At 34.3% G+C, this 22,798-nt stretch carries 21 protein-coding genes and 2 pseudogenes; 13 read left to right on the forward strand and 10 right to left on the reverse strand.

Going from position 1 to position 22,798, the window contains the following annotated elements:
• Positions 1-174: 174 nt before the first annotated feature.
• The 5 genes from AABM58_RS04640 to AABM58_RS04660 all read left to right on the forward strand — a co-directional run bounded on the left by AABM58_RS04640 (position 175) and on the right by AABM58_RS04660 (position 3,752).
• Positions 175-345, forward strand: coding sequence for a hypothetical protein (locus AABM58_RS04640; RefSeq protein ID WP_338406506.1), 171 nt, complete (start codon positions 175-177; stop codon positions 343-345).
• Positions 335-1,321 carry a tyrosine recombinase gene (locus AABM58_RS04645; RefSeq protein ID WP_338406507.1) on the forward strand — a complete coding sequence of 329 codons (987 nt, stop codon included), beginning with the start codon at positions 335-337 and terminating at the stop codon, positions 1,319-1,321. The genes AABM58_RS04640 and AABM58_RS04645 overlap by 11 nt, the downstream gene beginning before the upstream one ends.
• A gap of 56 nt (positions 1,322-1,377) precedes the next feature.
• Positions 1,378-2,103, forward strand: coding sequence for a lysophospholipid acyltransferase family protein (locus tag AABM58_RS04650; protein ID WP_338406508.1), 726 nt, complete (start codon positions 1,378-1,380; stop codon positions 2,101-2,103).
• Between the two features lie 51 nt (positions 2,104-2,154).
• The gene (rpsT, locus tag AABM58_RS04655; protein ID WP_010081981.1) at positions 2,155-2,424 is read left to right on the forward strand and encodes a 30S ribosomal protein S20; all 270 of its coding nucleotides are present in this window, start codon (positions 2,155-2,157) and stop codon (positions 2,422-2,424) included.
• A gap of 77 nt (positions 2,425-2,501) precedes the next feature.
• Complete coding sequence (locus AABM58_RS04660) at positions 2,502-3,752, forward strand: citrate synthase (RefSeq protein ID WP_338406509.1); 1,251 nt, start codon at positions 2,502-2,504, stop codon at positions 3,750-3,752.
• 70 nt (positions 3,753-3,822) lie between these two features.
• On the opposite strand, the gene AABM58_RS04665 is transcribed toward AABM58_RS04660, so the two are convergent.
• The 5 genes and pseudogenes from AABM58_RS04665 to AABM58_RS04685 all read right to left on the reverse strand — a co-directional run bounded on the left by AABM58_RS04665 (position 3,823) and on the right by AABM58_RS04685 (position 8,162).
• Positions 3,823-3,951 (reverse strand): hypothetical protein, encoded by a 129-nt coding sequence (locus AABM58_RS04665; RefSeq protein ID WP_338406510.1) that lies wholly within the window; start codon positions 3,949-3,951, stop codon positions 3,823-3,825.
• Positions 3,952-4,005: 54 nt separating this feature from the next.
• A pseudogene (locus tag AABM58_RS04670) lies at positions 4,006-4,832 on the reverse strand (IS5 family transposase).
• 154 nt (positions 4,833-4,986) lie between these two features.
• Entirely contained in the window at positions 4,987-6,066 is a 1,080-nt protein-coding gene (recF, locus tag AABM58_RS04675; protein ID WP_338406511.1) for a DNA replication/repair protein RecF, read from the reverse strand.
• Between the two features lie 16 nt (positions 6,067-6,082).
• On the reverse strand, positions 6,083-6,550 hold the full coding sequence (gene bcp / locus AABM58_RS04680) for a thioredoxin-dependent thiol peroxidase (protein ID WP_015589489.1): 468 nt from the start codon (positions 6,548-6,550) through the stop codon (positions 6,083-6,085).
• A gap of 184 nt (positions 6,551-6,734) precedes the next feature.
• Positions 6,735-8,162, reverse strand: coding sequence for a sensor histidine kinase (locus tag AABM58_RS04685; protein ID WP_338406902.1), 1,428 nt, complete (start codon positions 8,160-8,162; stop codon positions 6,735-6,737).
• A 66-nt stretch (positions 8,163-8,228) separates the two neighbouring features.
• Between AABM58_RS04685 and AABM58_RS04690 the strand changes: the two genes are divergently transcribed.
• The 4 genes from AABM58_RS04690 (at position 8,229) to AABM58_RS04705 (ending at position 11,250) form a co-directional block, all read left to right on the forward strand.
• Positions 8,229-9,404 carry an aspartate aminotransferase family protein gene (locus AABM58_RS04690; RefSeq protein ID WP_338406512.1) on the forward strand — a complete coding sequence of 392 codons (1,176 nt, stop codon included), beginning with the start codon at positions 8,229-8,231 and terminating at the stop codon, positions 9,402-9,404.
• A gap of 14 nt (positions 9,405-9,418) precedes the next feature.
• A complete protein-coding gene (rimM, locus tag AABM58_RS04695) occupies positions 9,419-9,925 on the forward strand; it encodes a ribosome maturation factor RimM (protein WP_338406513.1) in 507 nt (168 codons plus the stop codon).
• A gap of 62 nt (positions 9,926-9,987) precedes the next feature.
• Positions 9,988-10,554 (forward strand): elongation factor P, encoded by a 567-nt coding sequence (gene efp / locus AABM58_RS04700; protein WP_338406514.1) that lies wholly within the window; start codon positions 9,988-9,990, stop codon positions 10,552-10,554.
• The gene (locus AABM58_RS04705; RefSeq protein ID WP_338406515.1) at positions 10,555-11,250 is read left to right on the forward strand and encodes an inositol monophosphatase family protein; all 696 of its coding nucleotides are present in this window, start codon (positions 10,555-10,557) and stop codon (positions 11,248-11,250) included.
• A gap of 118 nt (positions 11,251-11,368) precedes the next feature.
• On the opposite strand, the gene hemA is transcribed toward AABM58_RS04705, so the two are convergent.
• From hemA to AABM58_RS04725, 4 genes are all read right to left on the reverse strand, one after another.
• Entirely contained in the window at positions 11,369-12,577 is a 1,209-nt protein-coding gene (gene hemA, locus AABM58_RS04710; protein WP_338406516.1) for a 5-aminolevulinate synthase, read from the reverse strand.
• A 68-nt stretch (positions 12,578-12,645) separates the two neighbouring features.
• Positions 12,646-16,143 (reverse strand): host RNA manipulator TomO, encoded by a 3,498-nt coding sequence (locus tag AABM58_RS04715; RefSeq protein ID WP_338406517.1) that lies wholly within the window; start codon positions 16,141-16,143, stop codon positions 12,646-12,648.
• A 38-nt stretch (positions 16,144-16,181) separates the two neighbouring features.
• Positions 16,182-18,086, reverse strand: a complete 1,905-nt coding sequence (gene htpG, locus AABM58_RS04720; RefSeq protein ID WP_338406518.1) for a molecular chaperone HtpG — start codon at positions 18,084-18,086, stop codon at positions 16,182-16,184.
• A 96-nt stretch (positions 18,087-18,182) separates the two neighbouring features.
• Positions 18,183-18,365, reverse strand: coding sequence for a hypothetical protein (locus AABM58_RS04725; protein WP_338406519.1), 183 nt, complete (start codon positions 18,363-18,365; stop codon positions 18,183-18,185).
• A 60-nt stretch (positions 18,366-18,425) separates the two neighbouring features.
• Here AABM58_RS04725 and AABM58_RS04730 point away from each other — a divergent pair.
• Positions 18,426-18,683, forward strand: a pseudogene (locus tag AABM58_RS04730) (phage terminase large subunit); the annotation flags it as partial.
• Here AABM58_RS04730 and fabD read toward each other — a convergent pair.
• On the reverse strand, positions 18,670-19,647 hold the full coding sequence (gene fabD, locus AABM58_RS04735; protein ID WP_338406520.1) for an ACP S-malonyltransferase: 978 nt from the start codon (positions 19,645-19,647) through the stop codon (positions 18,670-18,672). The pseudogene AABM58_RS04730 and the gene fabD overlap by 14 nt on opposite strands.
• Before the next feature lie 129 nt (positions 19,648-19,776).
• On the opposite strand from fabD, the gene rpmE reads away from it, so the two are divergent.
• From rpmE to AABM58_RS04750, 3 genes are all read left to right on the forward strand, one after another.
• Positions 19,777-19,989: a 50S ribosomal protein L31 gene (gene rpmE / locus AABM58_RS04740; RefSeq protein WP_338406521.1), complete on the forward strand. Its 213-nt coding sequence runs from the start codon at positions 19,777-19,779 to the stop codon at positions 19,987-19,989.
• Positions 19,990-20,027: 38 nt separating this feature from the next.
• A complete protein-coding gene (locus AABM58_RS04745; protein ID WP_338406522.1) occupies positions 20,028-20,813 on the forward strand; it encodes an NAD kinase in 786 nt (261 codons plus the stop codon).
• Positions 20,814-20,905: 92 nt separating this feature from the next.
• Positions 20,906-22,792 carry a hypothetical protein gene (locus AABM58_RS04750; protein WP_338406523.1) on the forward strand — a complete coding sequence of 629 codons (1,887 nt, stop codon included), beginning with the start codon at positions 20,906-20,908 and terminating at the stop codon, positions 22,790-22,792.
• The last annotated feature ends 6 nt before the right edge of the window (positions 22,793-22,798 follow it).

Consider the following 22,798-nt stretch of genomic DNA (forward strand, 5'->3'; position numbering starts at 1 on the left):
ATTTATTAACACCCATAACACTAACGTAATTGAAATCTCTATCTGTCCATGTTAGAATCATAATCAATGTTATGTTATAATAAATATAGATAGATACAGCTAAGAAGTATTTTATATTATAGTAGAGCTCACTTTATAAGGTGTTTTTTATAGATTTGACGTTATAATTTAACTATGATAAGAGTAAGATTAAATTTAAAAAAAAGGTTAAAGCAAAAGTTTGTGATGTTCACTCTACTGATAAATGCCTTATTTGTCTCATATTTTCTCATAAGAAACATAGGAAACACTTCCAATCAAATTATAGCTAAAGAAATAAATATAGGAGCTGATAATGAAAAATAAACAGTCGCAAAATAAAAAAGAAAATCTTTACATAACATATTACATAGATGCTTTAGCTTCAGAGAGGTCCGCTACACAAAATACTTTGGAAAGTTATCGTTCTGATCTACATCAGTTTGAAGAATTTTTATTGGAAAGCAGCACTACCTTGATTGGTGCAAACAAAACCAATATTAAAGACTATATGAAATCTCTATGTACGCAAAAAAAATATAAAAGTAGCTCTATATCAAGAAAAATATCCGCTATGAAAAATTTCTATAAGTGTCTATTTAATGACGGAATAATAGATTTTAATCCAGCGCCGGCTAATGATGCTGAATTAAAGAATCCAAAAGTTTCTCGTCCTTTGCCTAAGTATTTAAGTGTCAAAGAAATATTTTTGCTAATGGACACAGTGAGAAAATCAGCAAGCGAATCGAATAAAGAGATAAGCAGTAAAAGGCTATGTGCGATTTTAGATATCCTTTACTCTTCTGGAATGCGTGTTTCTGAACTAATTAATATGAAGTTATGTGAAGTGTCACATTTAATAAACAGTAATAACAAAGAATGCTATATAATAATAAAAGGAAAAAGTGGTAGAGAGAGGCAAATCCTTTTTAATGAACAAGCATTACAGAGCCTTAGAAATTATTTATCAGTTCGTGATAATCTGATCCCTAAAGAAAAGGAATCCGATTGGCTATTCCCAGGTGATAAACCTAATAAACCAATTACAAGGCAGAGGGTCGGTCAATTAATGAAGGAGTTGGCAAGAAAATGCAATATTGATGAAAATAAGATCTCTCCACACGTGATTAGGCATTCTTTTGCTACCCATCTACTGGATAGCGGGGCAAATATTGTGTTGATACAGAAAATTCTTGGCCATACTAACCTTTCTACAACACAAATATATACTCATATTGCTAACGAAAAGTTAAAGGACAAACTAGCTGATTCGCATCCTATTACTCAGATGATCAATAATTAAACTTATTGCTTTTAATTTGTAGTAAAGTTAAATTCAAAATAAGTTTATGTGAGTTTGTGATTTCAAGTTTGTTGTTTAATTTCTTTCTTATATTATGGGAAGTATTCTATACTTTAATTACTCTCCCTGTAATTCTCTTTCCTGAGTGTGTAATAACCATTTTTCTCGTCTGTTCGGTGAGAGTTGTATTATTCATGCTGCGTTTATTATGTGGCATTAAATATGAAGTGAGGGGAATGGAAAACATTCCTAAGCAACCTTTTATAATTGCATCCAAACACCAATCTCCATTTGAAACATTTATTTTTATACTACTATTTAGAAAAGCGGTTTTTATTTTAAAACGTGAATTGAAATGGATTCCATTCATTGGTTTGCATCTCATGGCGCTCAGAATGATTTTTATTAACCGCTCAGATGGTATCAGTTCTATGCGTCATATCATTAAATTAGCAAAAATGCGTATAAAAGAAAATAGAGGCATAATAATATTTCCTGAAGGCACAAGAACGACTATAAACCAAAATATAAAATATCAACCAGGTATTGCTGCTTTATATAGCATATTATCTGTTCCTGTGTTACCGGTTGCTTTAAACACTGGTTTGTTTTGGCCAAAAAGCATACTTTCTCTGAGAAAGAATCCCGGAAAGGCAGTAATAGAAATATTGCCTCCAATACATCCTGGATTAAACAAAAATGAATTCTTGCAAAGTTTAGAAAAAATTATTGAAGAGAGAAGTAGTAAATTAACCACAGAAAAAACTGATATTGCAAATTAACAAAAAAGCTTTATAATTAAAAGAAAAGTACAGTATTTTAGGTATTAATATATGGCAAATCATAAGAGTGCTAAAAAAATGATAAAGGTAATAGCAAAGCGCACTTTAATAAATAAGATGCGGAAAAGTAAAACTCGCACTGCTATTAGAAATTTGGTTGATATAATCAAGTCTGGCGACAAAGAAAATGTTGTTCTGGCATTTCGGAATGCTGAATCTAATTTACACAAGTGTGTGAATAAAGGTGTTATTCATAGGAATACCGCTGCACGTAAAATAAGTCGCTTAAATGCAAAAGTAAAAGCATTGATGACCGCTTAATACGGTTAATGTAAAGTTAACTGTATTAATATATACTCCTCAGTTTGTATATTCTATATAAAATTTAAGCTTAAGTGATGGATAAAAAAGTGCTATTAGAACTAAGTAATGGATTAAAAATCGAGCTACCTGTATTAAGCGGAACAACAGGTCCTAACGTGTTAAATATCAAGGACTTATATAAGACAACAGGATTATTCACTTACGATCCGGGGTTTGTTTCCACAGCTTCATGTTCTTCTTCGATTACATTTATTGATGGAGATGAAGGGGTGCTTAAATATAGGGGACATAATATAGCTGATTTGGCAGAGAATAATAGTTTTACTGCTGTGATTTATTTATTACTCTATAGTGAACTACCCAGTTCAGAGCAACACAAAAAATTTCTTCTCAAAATACAAAAATTATCCAAAGTATCAGAGCAAATTACAAATGTAATTAAAGCATTTCCACAAACTGCCCACCCTATGTCGATTTTAGTTGCATGTTTTGCAAGTTTGTCAGCATCTTACTATGAAAAGCATGGCAACAATGTCAATGGTGAAGATCTAGACTTTGGAATTTCTGCAATAGCGCAAGTTCCTGCAATTGTTGCAATGATTTATAGGCATATCAACAATCAGGAATTCATAAATGCTAACAATGAATTAAGTTACAGCGAAAATTTCTTAAAGATGATATTTGGCGATGCTGTTGATAATGATAAAAGCGCCCTTTTTGCAAAAGCTTTGGATAAAATATTTACTCTCCATGCTGATCATGAACAGAATGCTTCTACGGCGGCTGTCAGACTGGTAGGATCGGCTGGTTCTAATCTGTTTGCAAGCCTCTCTGCAGGGGTTGCTACACTTTGGGGACCAGCACATGGTGGAGCTAATGAGGCAGTTATAAATATGCTAAAAGAGATAGAGCAAAGTGGAGATATAGATAAATTCATCGAAAAAGCTAAAGATGATAAAGATCCATTTAAATTGATGGGATTTGGACATCGTGTTTATAAAAATTATGATCCGCGCGCGCGTATATTGAAAGACGCTTGTCATGAGGTTCTAAGTAAACTAGAACAAAATAATGAATTGCTCAAAATTGCAAAAAAACTTGAAGAAATAGCTTTAAAGGATGAATATTTTATCGTGCGTAAGTTATATCCAAATGTTGATTTTTACTCAGGTATAATAATGAATGCTATCGATATTCCCTCAAATATGTTCACGCCTATTTTTGCACTTGCAAGAACCACTGGTTGGGTTACTCAGTGGTATGAAATGATAAATGATAAAGAAACTAAGATCTGTAGACCAAGACAACTCTATCTTGGTAAATAAATTTATTTTCACTTCATTCACAATTTTTCTTTGAGCACTTTGACTCCTAAGATCTTCAAATATTTTTTTATTACCAGAGAGCAACCGAAGACCCTACTCCAAAACTGTGCTCTATAGCTGACCCAAGCAACACGTCATCCTGCTGCTTGTTAGCGGCACCGCGAATGAATCGCGGTATGACGGTTAAGTAGGGTGTCATCCCAGTGCCCTCTTCTTGTCATCCCAGTGCTTGACACTAGACTTCTTTCAAAATTCATGTATGGAGCTCAAAATTGTGAATTGCAGCAATCAAATTAAACCTTAAACCAAAACGTTTTCGTCGGTTTCTATACCTGTCCGAGATGATTTTAAACCTTTTCAATAAGCCAATTACGTTTTCAACAATTGCCCTTTGGCTCATAAGTGCCCTGTTCTCTTTTTTTTGTTCTTTGCTTAACGGATTCTTTTTCATTTTCCTGTGCGGTAATACAACATTTTTGTGTATCTTCTGCATTCCCCTGTAGCCGGCATCAGCTAAGATTTTGGTGTCCGGTAATATTGCTACCTTTGATTCTCTAAACATCCGAAAATCGTGTTTTCTACCATTCGAGAAAGATGTGCATATGACTTTTTTACTCTTCTTCTCTGTTACTATTTGTGTTTTTATAGTATGCCTTTTTTTCTTTCCAGAGTAGAAGGGCTTTTGCTTTTTTTTGGTCTCTCTACTGGCGTTTCAGTTCCGTCTATTACTAAAACTTCATATTCTACATCACTCTTTAATAGCTCTTTTTTTCCTGGTAATGCAAAATCTGGATGTTTTATTAATATGTCTTCTACCTATCTTATTATTTTAAAACTGTTACTTTCACTCATGCCATAGCTTTGCCCAATATGAAAATATGTACGATATTCTCTTATATATTCCAGTGCCATAAGTAGCCTGTCTTCTATGCAAAGTTTACTTTTTCTTCCACTTCTAGCTTTTTTTCTTTTATCCTCCACTTCTAGAATTTCTACCATTCGCTCAAATGTTGCTTTTTTTACCCCTGTTAAACGTCGAAACTTTTCTCCTTCTAACTTTTCTATTTCCTTATATTTCATGCTTTCAAATACTTCATCTTACACTCCCTCTAACAATTTTGAAAGAAGTCTAATGTCGACAAGACCTAAGCAGTGTGAGAGACAATAGATAGGAAGTTTTGAAAAGGGTTTAGTGGAAGTTGTTTGTATGAGCTTTGAAAGAGGTCCATTGTAACTATTCATTTGATAATTCAAAAAACTTGAAAGAATAAAGATAGTTATTAAAATTATCTTGATTTACATCAGTTATCCAAGTTTGACATTGAATACTTAACATTTCCTCTATTAACGCCTTTCTGTAATGTTTATCCAGATGAGACATTATATCGTCAAGCAGAAGAAGTGGTGCCTTATTGTAATGAATACACCTTGCTTTTACACTGGATAAAATAATAGAAAGCAGTAATAACTTTTGTTCTCCAGTGGAGCACAGATTTATTGGTACGTTTCTTTTTTGACAAAAAACCCGAAAATTATCGTTATGCACACCAAAGGTTACTCTACCAGTCAATGAGTCTTTTTCTCTGTTTTCCTTTAGACGATTCTGAAAATATTCTGCAGTATCGTTCAAAGTTAGCTGGCTGCTGAATTTCAAACTTGCCTTTGGAAAAAGCTCACTGGAATGGTTATCAATTGTGTCTTGTAATATTTTTAAAACAGACGATCGCATACGTAAAATACTAACTGCATTAACAGCCATTATGTTTTCAAGACTAGAGAGCCAATTTTCGTCCAAGGTGTTCTCTCTCAACAGTTTACTTCGCTCATGTTTAGCTTTTCTATATTTCATGTAGCAGCAAGTGTAATTTTCCTCAAACAGTGAGACTATACGGTCTAAAAATTTTAATCTGTCACTTGGAGAATTAAGAAGAACATAGTCCATTTGTGGAATCAGCCATATTACATTGGATATCTTATACAAAGATGAATAACTCGATTGCGTTTTTCCATCAATTTGTATTAATTTCTTATCAAAACTCTTTGCGATACCAATTGAATTAAAATCCATTCCATTAAAAAAATCATAGTGCACTACCCAATCTTCATTACTGAATCTATTTTGTATCTCACTGGCTTTTGCTTTTTTCATTCCATTGCTTTTAGCAAGCAACGAGATTGCTTCAAGTATATTAGTTTTACCAATACCATTTTTGCCAGTTATTACAACTGAGCTATCATCTGAATCCAGTTCAAAGTTTGAGTGGCTACGAAAATTATGTAATTTCAGCTTTTTTATGTAGCAATGGGTAGCCATTAACCTATTCTTTAGTTTATATTCTCTTTACTTCTTCCAGAACCTCATCAACATGTCCACTAACTTTTACATTTTTCCAGATCTTCACTATTTTACCTTTTTTATCTATTAAAAAAGTAGTGCGTTCTATTCCCATATACTTTTTGCCAAACATACTTTTCTCTACCCAAACACCATATTTTCCCAACATTTCAGCATTCTCATCAGAAACTAAAGAAAACGGCAGAGAGTATTTTGCTTTGAAGTTAGTGTGGCACTTAACACTATCTTTTGATACACCAATTATCACTGTGTCAAGGGAAGAAAAATCATCTATTTTATCTCTAAAGCCTTTTGCTTCCATCGTACAACCCGGAGTATCGTCTTTAGGATAAAAATAAAGAGCTACATTTTTTTTATCAAAAAATTCACTCAGTGATAAATTTTCACCAGAATCTGTTGGTAAACTAAAATCAGGTGCATTATTTCCTACTACTAACTCCATACCTTGCTCCATTAATAACGCTTCTATCTATAGTAGTATATTGTAGTCAGAGTATCAAATTTTATATATAGCTAACACAGATAAGATTCTTGATAGGGGGCTTATTGATAACTGCCTTCTCGGCTTGCCGCTTTTGATAAAGTGTGGTTTTCGTCTGATGTAAGGCCATATCAAATAGATCCTATTAAAAATCAATCGAATCTTCACATGTTTGTTCTTCATAAAAGAAGTTCAATGTTATCGTAGTACCAAGTTTCGCTTCACTTTTAATGTCAAAAGTTCCACCCATTAACTCTACTAATTTCTTGCTTAGCGGTAATCCGATGCCTGTACCTTCGTTTCTATATCCCGAATCTGCTTGGCCAAAAACAGACATAACTTTATATATATCCTGCTGCATTATTCCTATTCCATTGTCATGAAACTCAATGGTTAATAAGTTTTTTTCTATATTTTCTTTTATCACCATTCTTATTAAACCATCTTTGGGAGTAAACTTGATTGAGTTTGATAATAAATTTATTATAACTTGTTTCATTCTCTTGGGATCTGCAATGACTAATAATTGTTTATTAGTCATCTCTTTTTTTAAATTAATCCCGGCTTCTTTTAATTTAGGCAATAGCATATTTACACATGAATCTATTATTTTGTTCAGGTTAAACTTCACTTTTTCTACTGTTAAACTACTTGATTCAGCTTTTGAAAAATCTAACACATCATTAATTAAGGCAAGTAAGTGTGTCCCTGCATTATATATATCGTCTGCATACTCCTTGTATTGAGAGTTATCCATTGAACCTAAAGTTTCATTTTTGATCAACTCTGCAAATCCAATAATAGCATTAAGAGGTGTGCGTAATTCATGTGTAACGCTTGCAAAAAACTTTAGCTTGTTTGCATTTTCTTGCTCTAATGCCTCTTTTATCTGCTGTAATTCAATGTTAGTTTTATGTTGCTTGGCCAGCATTTTGGTATTAGAAAAGTGCAAATAGAACATTATTAATATTAAAATTATTAATAATAAGCCTAAAAATATTAAAAATAGGCCATATGCTATAACATAAGAATTATTGTAGTTTCGAAGAATCTTCAAAAAAAACGACGGTTTAACGCTATTTTCATGGAATATAGGAAAAATAGAAGTTAATGTATTTCCTGTAGTATAAAATATTTCTTGGTTACTTAATAGTTCATCAATTTCATCGTTTGTAAGTAACTGTTCATAATCATAATCTTGAGTGTTAAAATTACTGAATATTATTCTGCCGTTTTGATCATATAGTATTAAGCTGAAATCCTTTACTTTGCTCACTGATTGTAATAATTCAGCACGTAGTTTTACTAGTTGGTTTATGTAGTCAAAATTTTTGTATTTAATGTGATGCTTTTCTATTAGTAAATAATGGTATTTTTTTATTATACCATTTTCTAATACACTTTTTAAGTTTACACTTGAATCACGGTAAGAAGAAAGGAAATTACTCCTTAGTAAATAATTACAATATATCACACTGAATAAAATCATAAAAATTGATGAGAATAATGCGATAACTTTTGTGTATTTGTTTTTCCCCAGTGCAGAAAACATTAATTTACCTATCTTATACATATCCTTACTCATTGCGAAACAACGGCTTTTATGTTATTAATAATAAAATTTAGCATATAATATTTTATGACAATTTCTCCTATTTTGCCAGTTTATTCTCCTATTAACATAAATTTTTCTTATGGTAAAGACATTTACTTGTATGATATTGACGGTAAGCGCTACGTAGATTTTCACTCTGGAATAGCCGTTAGCAGCTTAGGTCACACCAATTCGCGATTAATTAGTGCTCTAAAATTGCAAGGAGAAAAATTATGGCATATATCAAATACCTATAATATACCTGCTGCCAATAATTTTGCAGAAAAATTAATAAACAACAGTTTCGCTGACACTGTATTTTTCTCAAATTCTGGATCAGAGGCAGTAGAATGTGGACTTAAGATTGCTAGGATCTATCAAAATGGAAAAGGCAATAAAAATCGTCACAGAATTTTAACATTTCATGGTGCATTTCATGGAAGAACCTTTTTAACTTGTGCTACAAACGATAAACAGAAATTTTCTGAATTACTAAATCCCTACATTGATTGGTGTGATAACATCGAGCCCAATATTGAGAGCGTAAAGAAAGCAATTTCAAGTGGTATAGGCGTTATATTAATAGAACCAATACAAGGGCAAGGTGGTATCAAAGTAATGAATGAAGTCTTTATGAAAGAACTAAGAAGGCTGTGTGATGAAAATGACATATTGTTATTTTTTGATTGCGTACAATGCGGTGCTGGTAGGACAGGAAAATTATTCGCATACGAACATATAGGAGTGGAACCTGATATATGTGCCCTTGCAAAAGGAATAGGAGGAGGCTTTCCGCTGGGAGTTTGTCTTGCAACTGAAAAGGCTGCTAAATACATGGCATTTGGTATGCACGGTTCCACTTTTGGTGGCAATCCACTTGCAACTTCAATAGGCAATGTTGTGCTTGAAGAATTGCTAAGTCCTGGCTTTTTGAAAAATGTTGAAATTAGAGGTAAATACTTAAAAAATAAACTAGAAAACTTAGCAAGTAAATTTCCAATAATAGAAGAAGTAAGAGGAAAAGGGTTAATGCTTGGAATAAAAGTGAAAGCAAACAATAAAAAGTTCGCAGAAGAATTAAGTCACCGCGGCTTACTGACTGTTGGAGTAACATCAGATAACGTTGTGAGAATTTTACCTCCACTAATTATTACTGAAAAAGAGATTGATGAAGGAGTTGAGATTCTTAGACAATACTTATCTGAGAGATCTTCTGATTAAATACTTGCATTAATATGAACGACAATCTGGTATGCCTCGGAATTATTACCTCTCCTCACGGAATTAAAGGAGCGGTTAAATTAAAAACTTTTACCGAAAAACCTGAAAATATCTCCTTATATGGTGAGCTAATAAGTGGTGATGAGAATTATAAAATAGACTCAGTATCCATCATAGGTGATAATTTAGTAATAGCTACAATAAGTGGAGTAAATTCCCGTAATGAAGCAGAGCTTTTGAGGAATAAGAAGCTATATATAGAAAGAAGCAAGTTACCAGAGCTAGATGATGAGGATGAATTTTACCAAAGTGACCTTGTAGATATGGAAGTAAGGCTGAAAAGTAATGAATTATATGGCTATGTAAAATCTGTGTATAATTTCGGCTCAGGAGATATATTAGAAATTTCGGTTATCAGTACAAAAAAGAATATTATGCTGTCTTTCACTAAAGAGATATTTCCACATGTAAATATAAAGGGGAGGTATATAGTATTAAATATGCCAGAATTTATTGGCTAATAAAGACTTTGATATTTATATAAAGCTATTTATAATTGTAAGATCAAACTGAAAATGTAATTATGGCAGAAAGAGCTAACGATATCAGACCAGGTCAGGTGTTGGAACATAACGGCGGATTATTTTTGGTTGTAGGTATTATGCATACTCAACCTGGTAAAGGTGGTGCATACATACAAGCCGAAATGAAAAACATCAAAACCGGAGCAAAACACTATGAAAGATTTCGCTCTGATGCAACAATCAGAAGGGCAATTTTAGATGAAGAGGAGTATGTTTACCTTTTCACTGAAGGAAGCATTGTAAATCTTATGCATCCAAATAATTATGAGCAAATCACTATAAATTTGGATTTATTGGGAGAAAAAAAGATTTATTTGCAAGATAATATGAAAATTAAAGTAGTAACTTATCAAGACAAAATAATTTCTGCGCATGTGCCTGATTATGTTACACTTGCTGTGAAAGAAACAGAGTCTGTTATTAAAGGACAAACTGCTACTGCTTCTTATAAGCCTGCAATTTTAGAAAACGGAATGCGTGTTAACGTGCCTCAGTTTATAAAAGAAGAGGATAAAATTATAGTACACACTACTGATGACAGCTATTACGAAAGAGTAAAAGAGTAAATGTCCATTTCCTCACCACGAATCAATGTGATGCTTGATTCTGTACGCAGTGCTTCCAAGCAGCTTATGCGCGATTTTAATGAATTGCAAATCTCCAGTGTTAAGTCAGCGGACTTTATCAATAAAACTTATTCAAAATCCAAGCAAACCATATACGATTGCTTGCACGACTACAAACGAGACTATGGGTTTATTTCCGAAGATGATACTGATCAAGAAGTAAAAGATGACACTTATACCTGGTTTATTATGCCTATAGAGGGCAGGGAGAATTTTTCTAGTTGCATGGTTTATTTTGCAGTATCAGTCTGTCTCATTCATAAAAACAAAGTTGTAGCAGCTGTAATTGATGCTCCGGCTCTTAGAGAAACTTTTTGGGCAGAAGAAAAGAAAGGTGCTTTTCTTGAGGATTTTAGATCTCGTCATATAAAAATGCGGGTGAAAAGCCGTGAAGGGGGTCTAATAGATGTAAGTGGTAATTTGTTAAATAAATTGCTGCCTGGCAATAGTAATGTACGCTCCATAGGTTCAACAATTTTAGGCTTTGCATACCTTGCGGCAGGAAGGCACAGAGGAACAGTTTATTCTGGAGTTAACAAATATAAAACCTTGCTCGGTAGACTTTTTCTACAAGAAAGCGGTGGAAGGCTAACAGAAGACAACGGATTGATTATTGCTGGAGATATAAAACTATAGCTAAAGTAATTTATGTTTACCTACAATTTGATAAGCGTAAAACTCGTCATTCCGCTACTTGTTAGCGGAATCCATGCTGAGATACCGCGAATAAATCGCGGTATGACGTAGGGCTGTACTAGCTATAGCATAAACAGGCTAAAGAGATAGACAACTTCTCAAAAACTTTTACAAGAGATTCTGTCAAATGTTCTATCATTTCATCTGTATGATAAGGTGTAGGGGTAATACGGAAACGCTCAGTTCCTCTTGGAACTGTCGGGTAATTTATATGTTGAACATATATTCTATGCTCATCAAATAATAATTTTGATGCTTTTTTGGATAACTCTGGGTCGCCAATTATTATTGGAATTATATGAGTTTCTGTTGGAATGAAGTTAATTCCTGCATTTCTCAGTGAGTTTTTTACTTTTTCAACGACTTGCTTTTGCTTTTCCCTTTCAATGTTACTCGATTTTAGGTGCTCAACGCTTGCCTTTGCTGCCGCTGCTAAAACAGGCGACATAGCAGTGGTGAAAATAAATCCTGGAGCGGAACTTCTTATTACATCTACCAAGCTCTTTGAAGACGCGATATACCCACCCATAACTCCAAAAGCCTTCGATAGTGTACCTTGAATAATGGTTATTCTATCCATCAGGCCTTCTCTTTCTGCAATTCCGCCACCACGTGAACCATACATGCCAACTGCGTGCACCTCATCCAAGTAGGTAATTGCATTATGTTGATCTGCCAGGTCGCATATCGCTTCAAGCGGTGCTATGTCACCATCCATTGAATATACGGATTCAAGAGCTATGATTTTTGGTGTCTTTTTGTCTATAGACTTGAGTAACTGCTCTAGATGATCAACATTATTGTGTTTAAATATATGTTTTGGTCTTTTTCCTGATTTTATGCCTTCTATCATCGAAGAATGGTTCTTCTCGTCTGAAAAAATTACTACGCCCGGAATAACAGACGATAAAGTGCTAAGTGTTGTCTGGTTAGCGAGATAGCCACAAGCAAAAGTTAAAGCAGCCTCCTTTTTATGCAAACAAGCTAAGGATTTTTCCAGTTCAACAACCTCTTTTGTTGTACCAGATATATTTCTTGTTCCTCCAGCGCCAACAGATGAATTTTGAATAGCGGCAATAACACTCTCATTCTGTGACATTCCCAAATAGTTATTACTGCACCAGACGATTACTTCCCTATTTCTTTCATAGTCCATAATGTGGGGGAGCCTACCTGGCAATGACGCAAAGTTCGTAAACTCACGGTAGCGCCCCTCATCTTTTATATCTTTGATTTTGTTCAAGAATATTTCTTCGTAGTTTACCAAGTTTTCATTCGCTAATAATTAATATAATTATAATAAATTATTAAATGGTAAACTACAATATTTATTCTTCAACTTACTGTTGCAGCAAGCTCTTTATCAGCTATAAGTTCAACATTACTACCCTTAAATGAACTTGAAGGTCTGTTACAGCAATATATGATTAAAGCAGCAACTAAACAACAAACTCCAACACCTGCTATTATTCCTGTTGTCAGCAAGCTAACACTAAAAGCAAAATATGCAACCGGTGTAGCAACTCCTGCAAGTACTCCAGCTACTGCTAACGTCCATGTAGTTATGGTAGGCCACTTACTCTTTTGCGTATTTTGTGTTGCAGTAATACTTCCATTTCCTGGATTATTAGGCAGCTTGCCATTGGTTTGAGTATCATTCACCTGCTCAGATTTGTTGTTAGCTACTGAAGGTATTAGTGTTGGCTTCAGTGCCGGTGTTGTTTGTGGTGTCGGCTCTGGCGTAGGTGTTGGAATTGGGTTCGGTGTTAGGTTCGGCGTTGGCGCCGGCGTAGGTGTTGGAATTGGATCTTCCTCTGAAAGCCTATGACCGTCAATATCATCCTGTGCCCCAGTGCCAATAGCATTGCGAGTTCTATCATTAAGTGCACCATTCTTATACAAATCTGTAAGTACTTTTACTATATTTTGCAATTCTTCTGGACTTGCTTCGTTGATCACATTCAAATTAAAGGTAATGCAACCATTAGAGGCAGGAAGTTGGATTTCCGATATTCCATTGTTAAGAAACTCCTGTACCGTAAGCTTAAGCGGAGTAAAATCCTCTCTACCATGCTTGTTGAAAATTTCAATGACATTGAGGGAAGCAAGCTGTTGACTACTTAAAACTGCAGATTGCAAATTCTGTGCATTTCTTGTTTTGACAGTAATATTTCTTTCATGCGCAACTTTCAATGGAGTATAGCCAAAACTATCTCGTACCCTAATAGATTGAGGAGAATGCGTGTTATCTTCTGGAGGTGGAGAAACTTTAACAAACTCGTTATCACTACCGTCAGTAACATCCTTATCACTCACAAGACTATCTACTTTTTTAGGTATAGTTACTGCTGCATTAGCAGAGGCTTCTGTATCTTCAACATCACCACTCGCAGAACTCTGTGGTGAAAGTGGTGGTGAATCTGGCTGCTCATCGCCGCTTTGAACATCATTCACTTGTCCAGAGTTTTCGTTAGCTACTGAAGGCACTGGTTCTAGTATTGGTGCTGGTTTTGTATCTTGTTCATCAGTTTTAAACGTAGAATTCTTCTCACCATTTGTGCCATTATCTAAAGGATTATCATCATTCGAAGAACCTAGACCACCTGCTTGTTCTACATATCCAGCAGGTTGGACAGGAGCTTGTTTCTTCTTACTACTATCAACTTCAGTGATTACCTTTGAGCCATCATTTTTACCAACATATAGTTCTCTAAATGGCACTTCTTTTTCTTGTTCATTTTTCTTTTTTTCTTCTTTAGATCGTTTTATGCTCTCTTGACGTTTTTTAGCACTATTTTTACCCATTTCACCCTCCTCAAAACTATTGCTAATGAGCTCCTCTGTCGAGTCCTCTCTATTATTCATAATATTTTCTCGTCTGTCCACATTTTCTTGTGGCTGTTGACTGTCAGTACTTTTGGATTTTTGACTACTTAATTGACTATTATTTTTTCCATCCACTGCTTGGCTTGAGGTTGCAGTTTCGCCTATCATAGCTGAGGTATCCTCTACATTCACAATAGGTGATGCTGCATTATCACTGCTTCTTTTATTAACTTGTGTATTCGCTTGTGTCTGTATATTTGCTTTACTGGAAGTATTGATTAATTCACTACTTTCTAACAAACTTCTAATTAGATATAGATTTGTCAAAGTATCTCTATTTTTTTGACACTCATTACGAGTCATACTTGGAGAAAGTTCCATACTTATTTTTTCAAGCTGTTCTGCAACTACTGGTAAAGCTTTCTCAAATTCTTCCTTGTATATTGCCTGAAGAGCTGCGAATTTTAGGTCAACATGCTGACATAAGAGTACAACAACTTCACAATTAGCTTCTTTTATAGCATTTCTCAGTATATTTTGTATGGTTTGCCTGAATACTTGCTGTTTATTACTGAGTATGCTTTGACAAACTTGAACATGAACCAGAACACTGGCTATAATGTCTTGACTTCCAGTATTAGATAATGCAACTAGAGTTGATTCGCATGTGTTATCAAATTCGTTATTTTTAAGTTTATGATCAAGATAATTAATCACATCGTTGCTGCATTCAGCACATTTTTCACACAAGTGCTCGATAAATGCAATATTACCAGCATCCAAAGCAGTTTTCAGAATTAAATCATAAATTTCTTTTCTGCCACGAGCTCCTATGTTTTTCAGGATTTGTTGCCTTAGTATTGTAATAACTTTATCATCTGCAAATGCTTGTTCATATACATCGTAAATGGCATGATCTGCACTATTAGTGTATCGTTTGCACAAGTATTCAACGACAGATATGTGTTCTTGACTTATCGCAGTTTCTAACAAGGTAGCAAAGCTCTTTTTTAATAACTCTTCTGTTGAGGCTTTTTTAGTTGGCTCATTAATATATCTTTCAAATGCACCTAGCACTATCGTGATGAATTCTTCATTTTTGATCAGAGACGCTGTTTCAAGCACACCATACAAAGGATCAGGTTTACTTGTTTTTAACACCTGTCCAAAATCTCTTAAAACGTGTTCGACAAAAACTGCATTTAATAATTCTTGCTCTTTTCTTAGTGCTATAACTGAGAAAAAGTCAATCTTATTAGGTTCGACAAGTTGTATAGCTTGACCTTTTAATCTTCCATAAACTCCATCGGTACCATGGAATTTTTCTATAAAAGCTTCAATATATTTTTGACCACCAATAAGTAAAGGTAAAAGACTCAAATTTTCTTTAATAAAAAGTATGTCCTGATATCGTTCTGTCAGCTTGTCATTAGCTGCAATTGCCAATAGTACCAATTCTTTTACTGAATAATCATACTTGAACTCCTCTTGATCAAATTTATACTGTGATAGTACATTTGAATATATATGTTGGTGATCACTCCGATTTAAATCTAAGTTAAGTTGTTGCTCACAAAAACTCTTTAAATTTACATTATCCAGCGTAATAGACCTGCCTTCATAATCTTCAATATTTTGTACAACCTCGTCTAGTTCTTCACAATTATCTTCTTGTATAGCTTGATTTAGGATATTTGTTATTTCAGCAAAAGTTAAACTTTTAGAAATGATATCAAATGAAACTTCATCTTTTAATTCTACGGTAAGCGACCTATCACAACCATCAGGAAAGTTTGCAAGTATTGCATTCTCTAAACTTAGATCTTCAGGGGATGTACTACATGGAGTAGCTGGTATCTCTTGATTTTCGCCATCTAAACCTTCAGACTTCTCTTGACTCTCATTACCTAAATCTTCAGAATGGCGACGATCTTTAGTTGTTTCTTGATTCTCTTCTGTGCCCAAATTAACCCAACTTGAATCTAAAGAGTCAGTTTGATTAACCATATCTTATCTCCTAACTAGCAGCTAAGCTAAGTATAGCATTAAACAGAAATCTTGCCAAGCAAATTATTCAGTCTCTTAGCAAACAGACTTACATCATCCATCTCTTCACCTTCCACGATGCAAGCTTGGTAAAATAATAAATGAATCATGTCTTCTAATGTTGGGTTTTCACCATTTTCAGCGTGAGATTTCATTATACTTTTTATTACAGGATGTTTAGTGTTAATTTCCAGCACCTTTGGCGTGCGGTAATTTAGCTGCTTTTGTTCACGCAAAAAACGTTCCATGCGAAGATCCATAGCACCTTCATCAACCGCCAGGCATACGGGACTATCAGTCAATTTTTTGGAGATTTTTACGCTTTTTACTGAATTGCCAAGAACTTTGGTGAAATATTGCATTATAGAATCTGTATTTTCCTCAGTTTTTTCTTCTTTCGATTTATTTTCTTCATCTTTCTTATCTTCTTCTGAAGAGAATTTTTCCAAATCAACATCAGCGCGGGTCACAGACTTAAATTTTTGATCTTTGTATTCATGAATCACGCTAGTCCAGAAATCATCAACTGGATCAACAAATAGGAGCACTTCTAGTCCTTTACTGACGAATCCTTCAAGTTGTGGACTGTTTTTCACTGAATCGAGGCTATTTCCGGTGAGATAATAGATATGCTCCTGCTCAGGCTTCATTCTGCTTATATAGTCATCAATGCTGACTAATTTCTCATCACCAGTGCTATGAAATCTGCAAATTGAGAGCAGCGCTTCTCTCTCATCAGTTGGCATAGCTTCGCAAAGACCTTCCTTTAAAACTGCACCAAAATTGGTCCAGAATTTTGTGTACTCTTCTAAATTCTCCTTTGCCTTTTTACCAAGCTCTGATATCACGCGCTTAGTGAGGGATTTTCTGATCTGCTCAACAACACGATTATTCTGCAACGTTTCTCTGCTGATATTAAGAGGCAAGTCCGGTGAATCAACAATACCTTTCAGGAAACGTAAATACTGCGGTATGATCTGTACGTTATCTTCAGTGATAAATACTTTATTTACATATAACTTAACAGAACAACGTCTATCTGGATGAAATAAATCAAAAGGTTTTATAGAAGGAACATAAAGCAAATTCGTATATTCTATTGCACCTTCATTTTTATTATGCAATATCATCCAAGGCTCTCCGCCAACATGAGCAACACTGCGGAAAAAATCGTTGTGCTCCTCTTGAGTAACGTCATTTTTTGGCTTAGTCCAAATTGCAGCCTTACTGTTTAACTTTTCACTTTTTCCTTCTTCGTCTATAAATTCAACAGGAAAGTTTATGTGATCAGAGTAAGTAGTGACAATATTTTCAACACGAAATTTATCTAAAAACTCATTCTCTTCAGGATGCATAATGAGTGTAATTTTAGTTCCACGAGAAATTTGATTATCTAGTTTACTTATCGAATACTCTCCATCTCCCTTGGATTGCCAGACCCAAGATTCTTCTTCTCCAGCTTTTCTTGATTCTACTATCACTTCCAATGCAACCATAAAGCTTGAGTAAAAACCAACACCAAACTTCCCAATCAGCTCCACAGCTTGGCTTGAATCCTTGCTATTTTTAATCGCATCTAAGAACTTTTGCGTACCAGAGCTTGCAATTGTACCAAGGTTATCTATTAAATCTTGTCTGTTCATTCCGATGCCATTATCAGTGATATATAGCTCGTTCTTATCTTTATTGGAGCTAATAGTGATTTTTAATTCATCACTCAAATCTAGCAAATTAGGATTTAGTTGAGATTCATAGCGCAATTTATCACATGCATCCGATGCATTTGATATTAACTCACGCAGAAAAATGTCCTTATTAGTATAAAGTGAATGAATCACTATATTCAGTACTTTTCCTACTTCAGCATCAAATTTTAAATTTTCAGTTTCTTGTACGTTATGCATTTTGAGCTCCATTATTTGCCTACTACCCTAATGATTTAAGTATTGAATCACGATCTTTCAAGGTCACGTACACCAAAATTAATGTGGGTTTAGTTATTATGACACCCAATTTATGGGATTATTGCACAACTGCCATGCTACAGAATATACCAGATGTTTTTCACTTTGATTATTGTTTTGGTCTATATTTTTACCAGGAAGCGTAATTGTCTGGATTTTCATCCCATTTCGAGTTTTTACAAGCTCTTCCTTAGTGTTTATTCTTTCCGTTGCTGTCATACCTTAATTCTCACTACATCAATTTCATAATACATAAAATCTTTAAAAGAGTCAATCCTCATGAATAAAATCAACTTTCTCAAATTCATCGAACTATGTTTTCAAGCAGTAGTGCCGGGGTGTGAGTATAATAATTATCGGTACATAAAAGTCATAGCAGACAGGCTGGAAGCAGCGAGTACTGGTGAAGTGAGGCGCATAATATTCAGTATGCCTCCGCATTCCAATGAAATCCATGTGCGCTAGTGTTGCGTGGCCCGCATGGATACTGGGCAACTGATAGTTGCAAGTTATTCTCGGCTGCTCAGCGAAAAGCACCTTTTTTTTTCGCTGTTAGTACTAATGATTCATTAAAGAAGCTGTCAATATCACCAATACTATCTATATTTTTTGTACTGATAGATTGGTCAATTCTTTTAACTAGATTAGATAAAACTTGATTAGGTCCAATTTCAACGAATTTGTTAATACCACAACGCGCCATATGTAAAACCATTTCTCTCCATCTCACTCTGCTTATAATTTGCTTAGCAAGCAAAGTTTTTATAACTTTGGGATCACTCTCCTCTTTAGCTGTAACATTTGATATCAAAGGAACTATAGGGCGAGTCATTTTAATACCCTTCAAAAATTCCAAAACTTTTTCATCAGCAGGTTTCATAAGAGATGAATGAAAAGGTCCACTAACCTGTAATTTAATTAATTTCCTCACACTCGAGTTTTTGAATAAATCAGGTAATATCTCAAGAGCTTCTGCAGTACCACTTACCACTACCTGCCCACCGCCATTATCGTTTGCAATTTCACAAATTCCGTCAATTTGAACTGATTTTAATATATCTTCCACTTCATTTATCTCTGCTCCAAGCAATGCGACCATTCCGCCTTTACATTTCAGTGAAGCTTCATGCATTGCTTCGCTGCGAACTTTTAGCAGCTTGACTGCGGACTCAAGAGTCAATGCCCCTGCAGCACACAGCGCTGTATATTCGCCAACTGAATGTCCACAAACATATTTAACATTGTGATCAGTGAAAAGAGATTTGCCAAACACATGCTCCATAACACGTAGCGTCGCGATTGACACTGCCATTATAGCTGGCTGAGCGTTTTCTGTAATGGTTAATTCTTCAATAGGACCGTTGAAGATTAAATGAGACAGCTTTCTACCCAATATGCTATCTACTTCATTAAATACTTGTCTTGCAACGGAAAACTCACTACATAAGCTCTTTCCCATTCCTACAAACTGAGAGCCCTGACCGGGGAAAGCAAAAATCATGATAGTTATTATTTATTCCTTATTAAATATACTACTTTATTTATTTTTTGTCAATATTTTACGATAGTGATTGACCTAATGAACTGAATTTACTAGAATGTTAATTAACTAAAGATTTACAAATTAGCAATGGCAGAAATTAATTATCATAAAATTATCGTAGTTATGACAGACGGTCAAGAGTTTGAAACTCGTTCCACTTATGGAAAGGAAGGTGACAGGATAAAACTTGATAGAGATCCTCTCGTTCACCCTGCATGGACTGGAAGTCTGACAAGCGGGTCAGCAAGTAAAACTAGCAAATTAGCTAAGTTTAACGATAAATATGGCAGTATTTTCTAATTTTCCTCCTCTTTAAGTTTTAGAGAGTTTGCTGAAGCATGCATAAATACAAAAATATAGGCTATGTTGCTTCTCAATCACCAAAATCGCAGGAAGTATCTAAACTATTAAAGAAACTTAATTTTATCAATATAACAGAAGAAAATAAGTCCGAAATCGATCTATTGATAGTTGTTGGCGGTGATGGCTTTATGCTACGCACTTTGCATAATTACGTTATAGAAAACAAAAACACACACGTATACGGAATAAACACTGGCAATGTTGGGTTTTTGATGAATAAATGCTTTAAAGATTTAATTGATCATATAGAGCATGCAACTTCAACTCAGTTAACTTTGCTAAAAATGGAAGCAACAGACACAAGTGGCAAGAGATATCATTACATAGCAGTAAACGAAGTATATGTCTTTAGAAAAGCAAATCAAATAGTAGAGATGAATATTACTATTAATGATAAGCTAAAAGTAGAAAAATTTAGAGGGGACGGAGTAATATTATCTACCCCCACAGGCAGCACTGCATACAACTTCTCTGCCGGTGGCCCAATCTTGCCGCTAAATTCAAACTTACTTGCACTGACCTCCATCAATAGCTATTACCCAAGGCATTGGAATGGAGCGTTAATATCAAACGATACAATCGTACAAATTGACATTAACGACACAAAAAACCGTCCAGCACTTGTAGTATCAGATTACAAGGAGTTTCATAATATATCACAGATAAAAATACAAAAAGACCACGAAAACACAATAACTTTGCTTTTTGACAAAGATTACCCTCTGAATGAAAGAATCTTTGATAGACAATTCTTATATTAAGCTTTTCTAGAGTTATCCGTAAATTGGTATTTACTACATCTTAATAACTATAGCGTAATCAATGCAGCATAGTAATTAATTTTGGAGTGAATATGCATAAATCAGAAAACAAAGGTAACGTCACACCAATTCCAACACCTAGAACAAGTACTCCCCAAAAAAATGATGAAGAAATAAATCCACCATCGTCTAAAGAAGCAGAAAAAACTATCTCAAGTGCTATGCTGGATATGGCAGGAAATAATACACTATTAATATTTGACTTTGATCAAACAATTACCAATCAGTCTATGCACAATTTCTTTGTATCCAAGAACTATAGTGATTATAATTCTGGCGAAAAAGATGCAGTAACTGAAGAAAAAATAAAAGAATTTTTACAAAACCCAGGAATCAAAAATAAAGAAAAGCTAAGGTCTGTATTACAATCTGCACTTTCAAGCGAAGTAGAAGTTGATATTGTATCGTTTGCAAAATACATAAAAGCAGTAGAGTATGTAGTAAAGAATCATCTGGGTTTAACAGGAGAGCAGGCGCAAAGTATCAAAGTAGTTGGAAGAACGATTAAGCTTCAAGGTCTACAAGCTGAAGATCTATCAAATTTAACAGAAGAGCGGATGCAAAGTATTGTTGAAGGAAAGACTAAGCATCAAGATCCACAAATTGAAAAACATCTATGTGTTTTATATCTTTTAAAAGCATATAAGAAAGACAAAGGTATGTTACCGCAAAAAGTAATGTTAGTTGATAGTAATCAGCGGAACATTGATCCTGCTGATGACTTCCGTAGAAACGTAAAGGAATTACTAGAAAAAGATAAAGAAAATATAGATCAAAAAATAGCGGAAGTTTGTATCAGTGAAAAGGAATTAGAAAATATCACATTTGAAGGGATTAATGTACCTCGTGAGCCAATAACAGAAACAAACAAAGCAGCAGGTAATGATTATTTAAACGAAGTAGAAAAATGGATTAAAGAACCTACACATCAGAATCTTCAGGATATTAAAAGTCCAGGTACGTTTCCAACTCCACCACCATCATATAAAAGCAAAGATGACTCTGAAGAGTCTTTGTCACTAAATTCTGATATAGGTAGCACAACAAATAAAAAAACAAACAGATTCTTGCCAAGAGCAAAGTATGCCATGCAGCAGAAGGGTTTTATAATTTTTGGTGCAAGTGCTATTATACTCAGTATATCTGCAGCTTTATTATATTTACAAGATAAAGCAAAATTTATTGCATTTTTTACAAACAGCCCAAAATATATCACTATACCAGTTATCGCACTTGCTGCATTGCTTGCAATTGGTCCAATATTTTTTGCAACAAGGCAATTTATAGATACTGAAGAACATTCCATTCAAAAAAAAGGTGCGGATGAAATTTTAGCTGAGGTGTTGGAGCACCAGCCAAAAGATAAAGCTATAAAATCTGTAAGACTGGAATATAGCAATGGCACTCATTCAAATTTTGTACTTAATGCTTGGGAAGCTAAACAAGGCTTCACTAACATTGACGAAAAAGTAATTACTAGAACTAATAAAATAAAATCAGTAATTAACGACAGGCCACTATTTACTGCACTATTAACTGGTGTTATTACTGCAAATATAGCGTTTCCTTTAGGGCTACTTGCAATACATGGTGTTAATGGTGTACAAAAATTTTACCAAAACCCTTTGACTAATAACATAGGATTATCATTACTTATAGGTTCTGGTATACTTGCATTATCAATTATATGTCTTGGCGTGCATTATTATAGAAAAACAAATTGCACTAACCTTATATATTCTCAGGAAAAGATTGACACTGAAAGCGTTAACAAGAAATTCATTGAAGAAATAAAACAAGAAAGAACAGAGGTTCTTGGAGAAAACCACAGTAAAGATGCTAAACGCAGCAGCTTAACGCTTGAGCAAGTTGTAGTCCAATCTCATAATTGTAAGGATGTTATTTATAGTGTCGGTTAATAAAAT

Source organism: Wolbachia endosymbiont (group A) of Longitarsus flavicornis (assembly GCF_963931955.1).
In the GTDB taxonomy this organism is placed as follows: Bacteria; Pseudomonadota; Alphaproteobacteria; order Rickettsiales; family Anaplasmataceae; genus Wolbachia.

Excerpts from the sequence above, each read along its gene's own strand:
- AABM58_RS04640 (WP_338406506.1), top strand. The coding sequence starts at position 175 with ATGATAAGAGTAAGATTAAATTTAAAAAAAAGGTTAAAGCAAAAGTTT.
- AABM58_RS04645 (WP_338406507.1), top strand. The coding sequence starts at position 335 with ATGAAAAATAAACAGTCGCAAAATAAAAAAGAAAATCTTTACATAACA.
- rpsT (WP_010081981.1), top strand. The coding sequence starts at position 2,155 with ATGGCAAATCATAAGAGTGCTAAAAAAATGATAAAGGTAATAGCAAAG.
- AABM58_RS04660 (WP_338406509.1), top strand. The coding sequence starts at position 2,502 with ATGGATAAAAAAGTGCTATTAGAACTAAGTAATGGATTAAAAATCGAG.
- AABM58_RS04665 (WP_338406510.1), bottom strand. The coding sequence starts at position 3,951 with ATGACACCCTACTTAACCGTCATACCGCGATTCATTCGCGGTGCCGCT.
- recF (WP_338406511.1), bottom strand. The coding sequence starts at position 6,066 with ATGGCTACCCATTGCTACATAAAAAAGCTGAAATTACATAATTTTCGT.
- bcp (WP_015589489.1), bottom strand. The coding sequence starts at position 6,550 with ATGGAGTTAGTAGTAGGAAATAATGCACCTGATTTTAGTTTACCAACA.
- AABM58_RS04685 (WP_338406902.1), bottom strand. The coding sequence starts at position 8,162 with ATGTATAAGATAGGTAAATTAATGTTTTCTGCACTGGGGAAAAACAAA.
- AABM58_RS04690 (WP_338406512.1), top strand. The coding sequence starts at position 8,229 with ATGACAATTTCTCCTATTTTGCCAGTTTATTCTCCTATTAACATAAAT.
- rimM (WP_338406513.1), top strand. The coding sequence starts at position 9,419 with ATGAACGACAATCTGGTATGCCTCGGAATTATTACCTCTCCTCACGGA.
- efp (WP_338406514.1), top strand. The coding sequence starts at position 9,988 with ATGGCAGAAAGAGCTAACGATATCAGACCAGGTCAGGTGTTGGAACAT.
- AABM58_RS04705 (WP_338406515.1), top strand. The coding sequence starts at position 10,555 with ATGTCCATTTCCTCACCACGAATCAATGTGATGCTTGATTCTGTACGC.
- AABM58_RS04715 (WP_338406517.1), bottom strand. The coding sequence starts at position 16,143 with ATGGTTAATCAAACTGACTCTTTAGATTCAAGTTGGGTTAATTTGGGC.
- htpG (WP_338406518.1), bottom strand. The coding sequence starts at position 18,086 with ATGCATAACGTACAAGAAACTGAAAATTTAAAATTTGATGCTGAAGTA.
- AABM58_RS04725 (WP_338406519.1), bottom strand. The coding sequence starts at position 18,365 with ATGACAGCAACGGAAAGAATAAACACTAAGGAAGAGCTTGTAAAAACT.
- fabD (WP_338406520.1), bottom strand. The coding sequence starts at position 19,647 with ATGATTTTTGCTTTCCCCGGTCAGGGCTCTCAGTTTGTAGGAATGGGA.
- rpmE (WP_338406521.1), top strand. The coding sequence starts at position 19,777 with ATGGCAGAAATTAATTATCATAAAATTATCGTAGTTATGACAGACGGT.
- AABM58_RS04745 (WP_338406522.1), top strand. The coding sequence starts at position 20,028 with ATGCATAAATACAAAAATATAGGCTATGTTGCTTCTCAATCACCAAAA.
- AABM58_RS04750 (WP_338406523.1), top strand. The coding sequence starts at position 20,906 with ATGCATAAATCAGAAAACAAAGGTAACGTCACACCAATTCCAACACCT.